General features: G+C 42.0%; 4 protein-coding genes. 3 read left to right on the top strand and 1 reads right to left on the bottom strand.

Translation table 11 applies throughout. From position 1 onward, the window contains the following. Positions 1-226: 226 nt before the first annotated feature. Positions 227-490, bottom strand: a complete 264-nt coding sequence (locus CWC17_RS05370; protein ID WP_055015194.1) for a YkgJ family cysteine cluster protein — start codon at positions 488-490, stop codon at positions 227-229. 169 nt (positions 491-659) lie between these two features. On the opposite strand from CWC17_RS05370, the gene CWC17_RS05365 reads away from it, so the two are divergent. The 3 genes from CWC17_RS05365 (at position 660) to CWC17_RS05355 (ending at position 6,112) form a co-directional block, all read left to right on the top strand. Beyond that, entirely contained in the window at positions 660-1,841 is a 1,182-nt protein-coding gene (locus CWC17_RS05365; protein ID WP_138612300.1) for an efflux RND transporter periplasmic adaptor subunit, read from the top strand. After that, positions 1,838-4,987 (top strand): efflux RND transporter permease subunit, encoded by a 3,150-nt coding sequence (locus tag CWC17_RS05360; RefSeq protein ID WP_138612299.1) that lies wholly within the window; start codon positions 1,838-1,840, stop codon positions 4,985-4,987. Before CWC17_RS05365 ends, CWC17_RS05360 begins: the two co-directional genes overlap by 4 nt. 234 nt (positions 4,988-5,221) lie before the next feature. Next, complete coding sequence (locus tag CWC17_RS05355) at positions 5,222-6,112, top strand: dienelactone hydrolase family protein (RefSeq protein ID WP_138612298.1); 891 nt, start codon at positions 5,222-5,224, stop codon at positions 6,110-6,112. The last annotated feature ends 20 nt before the right edge of the window (positions 6,113-6,132 follow it).

Below are 6,132 nucleotides of genomic sequence, written 5' to 3'. Positions count from 1 at the left end.
TATCCTCTTTGTGAATAAATCGCTTTTGCAGGTTTTACCTGTCACGTAAGCAAGCTTCACGTCTACAAAAACCGTATATCTGCATATTTGCATATTTGCATATTTGCATATTTGCATATTTGCGGTAGACGCTGAGCTTGCTCGCGTGAAAAGCACAGCTTTTAATTACTTAAAAAAATTACTCAGTAATAGATAAATGTAAATATATGTGTATTAGCATCGTGAGCTAGGTTAATTGCTCAAGCTCGGTTATAAGCGCTAGAGCCTCTGCATTAGTTGACCCACACACATCAAATGTGGCACTAAAATCGCTACATACTTTTGGGCGGCTTTCATCGCCAAATAATTTACATAAATTACGCTCATCTAGCTGTATACAACGCTCTCCGGCTTTTTTACCGTTTGGCATTCCCGGGATTGGCGAGCTAATACTTGGGGCAATGCAGCATGCACCGCAGCCTAAACGACATGCCATAGGCTCTGTTTTCATAAACACCTCTGTTAGTAAAAGCCAGGCCTTTGTATTTAAATTAACACCCTACCTAGCTCATTATTTATCTATAATAAACATATGTAATGCTTTGTTACATCTTCAAACGCCTTGTAAACACTTTATTGCGTATTATTGCCTTGTCACCAAATATATGAAGGAATGCCTTGTGGCTACTAAAAAACAAATTTTATTACCTGTCGCAGTTTTAGCTGCCGGAATTGCACTGGCAATTGGCCTTTCAGCAATGAAAGCGCCACCAGAAGAAAAACCAGAGCAAGACACTCGCCCACTTGTTGCTGCGCAAAACGTAAACATTGATGCGATAACGCTTGATGTTAAATCGTACGGCGTTGTAAAACCTAAAGACCGTACTGAACTTGTTGCGCAAGTAAGCGGGCAAGTTATTTCAGTAGCCGAACAATTTGTTGAAGGCGCGTTTGTTAAGCAAGGCGATATTTTAGCACGAATTGATCCAAATGATTACGAAGCCGATTTAATTGAAGCCCAAGCAGGCCTTGCACAAGCAAGTTCAGCACTTGAGATTGAACGCGCACAAGCCCATGTTGCTAAAGCTGAATGGGAACGTATCAAATCAGACTCAGGCGATGCAATTGCATCTGAACTTTATTTACGTAAACCACAACTTGCCGAAAAAATGGCAAATTTTAAATCTGCTCAAGCGCGTGTAAAACGCACTAAACGTAACTTAGAACGCACCTTCATTAGAGCCCCCTATGATGCCATTATTAACGAGCGCACAATTAGCTTAGGCTCTGTAGTGAGTGCTGGCAGTAAATTTGGTGAGCTAAGCGCCACCTCGGTTGCAGAGGTACGTTTACCGGTTGCAGATAAAGAGCTGCAATACTTAAATAACGGCGGTATTGGCGCACAGGTGTCACTTAATGCAGAATTTGCCGGTAAGCAAACTACCTGGCAAGCCAAGGTTGTACGCAGCGAAGGTGTTGTTGATGAAACCAGCCGTATGAGCTACCTAGTTGCGCAGTTACCTACCCCGTACGCTGATAACACTAAGCCACTGCGTTTTGGCTCTTACATTAACGCTACTATTGAAGGGCGAGCGCTTGATAACGCCATTATAGTGCCGCACCATTTAGTTAAAAATAACAAAATTGCTATTTTAAACGACAATCACACCCTGAGCTTTAAAACGCTTAATATTGTACGTGAACAAAACGACATGGTCATAGCCGACCAAGGGTTAAGCAGTGGCGAACAACTTATTACCTCTGCCCTGGAATACCCAACAGAAGGCATGGCGGTTAAGCTTGAAGGCATTGAACCTAAAAGCGATGTTACTCAATTAGCACTTAAAGAGGACACACCATGAGTACCTCAGAAAAAGGCTTAATTGCATGGTTTGCACGTAACCCAGTGGCGGCAAACCTCATCATGATTTTTATTCTTATTGGTGGGCTTTTAACAGCGCTGACCATTCGTAAACAGGCATTTCCGCAGTTTGAAAGTAACTGGGTGAGTATTCAAGCGATATACCCAGGCGCCGCCCCGCAAGAGGTTGAAGAAGGCATAACCATAAAAATTGAAGAAAACCTTGAAGGTACAGAGGGTATAAAACGTTTAATAACCTACTCTAACCGAGGTTATGCGCAAGCGTGGGTAGAAATAGAAGAAAAATACGACCTGCAAGAAGCACTAGACGAAATTAAAGCGCAAGTAGACTCTATCAATACCTTTCCTGCGGGGATGGAACGCCCCGTTATTCAACGTGAAAAATTTCAGCAAGAGGTCATGATCCTCGCGCTTTACGGCGACATGAGTTACTACCAGCTTAAAGAGCTAGGTAACGACATAAAAGATGAATTACTCGCGTTACCTGGCGTTAACTTAGTTGATTTTTACAGTGGCCTAGATTACGAAATAGGCATAGAAATAAGCCCCGATAAACTGCGTGAATATGGCCTAACATTTAGAGATGTATCAAGTGCAGTGCAAAGCTTTTCTACTAATATGTCGGCAGGACAAATTCGCTCCGACACAGGTTATATCTCAATGCGCGTTGAAAAGCAGGCCTACCGTGGCGGAGAATTTGCAAAGCTTCCGCTTATAACGCTTGCCGATGGTGCACAAATTAATTTAGGCGATGTAGCAACAATTAATGATGGCTTTGAAGAAGGCCTGCTTTACTCTAAATATAACGGTAAAAACTCACTATCGTTTGAAGTAGATGCCTCAAAAGATCAAGATATAACCGATGTAGCTAAAGTTCTTAAAGGCTACATGGCAGAAAAACAGTCAAAACTTCCACAAGGTGTAAAGCTCTCACCTATTGTTGATTTAACCTACTACCTTGAAGGTCGACTCGATATGATGATCGACAACATGGTATGGGGCGGTATTTTAGTAATGATTGTATTGGCACTATTTTTACCGCTGCGTTTAGCGTTTTGGGTAATGATGGGCTTACCAGTGTCTTTTTTAGGTGCCTTTTTATTTATGCCTGTGGGCTTTTTAGACATAACCATAAACATGGTGTCGTTATTTGCCTTCATTATTGTACTTGGTATTGTGGTCGACGACGCCATAGTCGTCGGTGAATCTGCCAGTGCGGAAATTGAAAAACATGGTCATAGCCTTGATAACGTTATTCGCGGTGTTAAGCGCGTTGCTATGCCCGCTACATTTGGCGTGCTAACCACTATTGCAGCGTTTTTACCCCAAGCTATGGCATCAGGCCCAGGTGCTGCGTTTTCTAAGGCCATTGGTGTGGTTATTATACTGTGTTTGATTTTCTCGTTAATTGAATCAAAGCTAATATTACCTGCGCATATTGCAGCCATGAACCCACGTAAACCAAACCCTAAAAACCCATTACACAAACTGCGTAATATAGTTGATAACGGTTTAAAACACTTTGTACAAAACTACTACACGCCTTTTATAGGACATTGTATACATTATCGTTATACCGTAATTATTGGCTTTTTATGTATTTTAATAGTCAGTGCAGGTATGTTTGCAGGCGGGTTGGTTAAGTTTGTGCCTAACCCTAAAATACCGCATGATTTTCCTCGTATTACGCTTGAAATGAACCTAGCCTCTTCGGAGCAGGCAACCCTTGAAACTGCGCGTAAAATTGAAGATGTATTACTCAAAGTAGATAAAGAACTTGAAGAGCAATACGGACAAAGCATGATCCGCGATTTATCGGTAAGCCTACGCGGGCGTACAGAGGCAAACATTATGGCTATTTTAGTAGAGCCACACTTGCGCCCTATCGATACCTTTGAATTAAGCACCCTTTGGCGCGAACAAATGCCACCGCTACCAGGTGTTAAAACGCTTAATATTCAAGATAATATTTTTAGTGGCGGGCGTGATGACGGCGACGTAAGTTTTAGACTGCAAGGCAAAAATGCCGATGAGTTAAAAGAAGTAGCCGGTAAATTAAAAGCTAAACTACAAAGCATGGAAGGTGTAGGCGATGTAAACGACTCATTACAAAGTGCTACAGACGAAGTACAGCTTGATTTAAAACCACTGGCCTACAGCATGGGACTTACACTTGCCGATGTTGCATCGCAAGTAAGCTTTAGTTACTACGGATTAGAAGCACAGCGTATTTTACGCGAAGGCGAAGAAATTAAAGTAATGATACGCTACCCAGAAAGCGAGCGTAACTCAATTAGCAACATTCAAAATGCACGCATTATTACGCCAACTGGTGCAGAAGTGCCGTTAAGCGAAGTAGCCGAAGTTAAGCTTGTTGATGGCGTAAACCGTATTCGCCGTGAAAACTCAAACCGTACCGTTAATGTGTGGGCAGCGGTCAATACTGATCAAGTTGAGCCGTTTGCCATTGCACAAGAAATTCGCGATGCCTATTTACCTTCGCTGCTTAAAAGCTACCCAGGCGTTAAAAGTAATGTGGCTGGACGCGTACAAGAAGAGATGGACAGCGCCGATGAGCAGTTACGCGACTTTGCTATATCGCTGATGATTATATTTGCTTTATTGGCTATTCCACTTCGCTCTTACTCGCAGCCGCTTATTATCATGTCGGTTATTCCATTTGGTGTGGTAGGTGCAATGTTTGGTCACGTAATATTAGGTATGACCATGAGCGGTCTGTCTATGTTTGGCATTATTGCGGTAGCGGGCATAGTCGTAAACGACTCCCTCGTTATGGTTGATTTTGTAAATAAAGCACGCGCAGAAGGCATGGCCGTAAAACAAGCCGTTATGCAAGCCGGTGCAAAGCGCTTTAGAGCTATATTGCTTACCTCTATTACTACCTTTATTGGGGTAATGCCTATTATTATGGAAACTAGCTTACAAGCTAAAATAGTTATTCCTATGGCGGTATCGCTGGCCTTTGGTGTGCTTTTTGCCACGGTAATTACCTTAATACTTATACCTTGCCAGTACGTAGCACTAGAAGACGCTAAGCGATTAGTACGTAAAATGCGTGGCAAGCCGCCACTTGTAGATGCCCAACCAGCGCCTGCTAATAGCTAAATTAAGTAGCATCCCAACCAAAAAAGCTCGGCCTAATACGCCGAGCTTTTTATTTTTAGCTTAAAAATGATATTCACCTATTTGCTAACAATACTTCTATTACTTATTTTTTAAAACGCAGGATAACTTTGGCAACAGTCCTAATAATTGAGAAAAATATTGCTCGTTTTTTATCCCTAATACGTTATGGTAATAAATAACAATACATAACTAATAATAATGGAAGGAGCAGCCATGAATACCCCGCAATCAGATCATATCCCCCAAGAAGCCTTTGATTGGTATGACGAATACGCCCACGGTTTAATGGACCGACGTACATTTATGAAAAAACTAGGTGGGTTAGCTGCACTTGGCTTTTCAATGAGCGTACTAACCAGTGCCCTGTTGCCTAATTATGCGTTTGCAGAGCAAGTATCGTTTAATGATGACGATATTAAAGCCACCTACGAAGAATTTGATTCGCCAAACGGGCATGGTAAAGGCAAAGGTTACTTAGCAGTACCTAGCAAAATTGAAGGTAAACTGCCGGTTGTACTAGTTATTCACGAAAACCGTGGTTTAAACCCATATATTAAAGATGTAGCAAGGCGCTTAGCCAAAAAAGGCTTTATTGCCTTTGCCCCCGATGCACTTTTCCCGCTTGGTGGCTACCCAGGTAATGACGATGAAGGCCGTGCAATGCAAAAAACCATGGACAGAGCTAAAATCCAAAACGATTTTGTAGCTGGGGCGCACTTTTTAAAAAATCATTCAAATAGTAACGGCAAACTGGGAGCTGTAGGCTTTTGTTTTGGTGGTTATATTGTTAATTACTTAGCGGCGGTTGAGAGTGACTTACTGAGCGCGGGCGTGCCCTTTTATGGCACACCTGCCAGTGAGTCACTGCACAAAAATATAAAAGCACCTTTAATGATCCAATTAGGTGAGCTTGATAAACGCGTTAACGCTACATGGCCTGATTATGAAAAAAGCTTAAAAGCTAACAATGTTGAGTACATTATGCACATGTACGAAGGCGCTAATCATGGTTTTCATAACGACTCTACTGGGCGTTATGATGAGCAAAAAGCAGAACTTGCTTGGCAGCGTACCTTAGCGTTTTTTAATGAAAAACTAAGTTAATAATCAGGTAATGCCACCAG

Origin of the sequence: Pseudoalteromonas sp. S3785, from assembly GCF_005887365.1 — a bacterium.
Taxonomy (GTDB): Bacteria; Pseudomonadota; Gammaproteobacteria; order Enterobacterales; family Alteromonadaceae; genus Pseudoalteromonas.
Note: the sequence above shows the minus strand (reverse complement) of the source record. Positions and strands in the feature narration are given on the sequence as shown.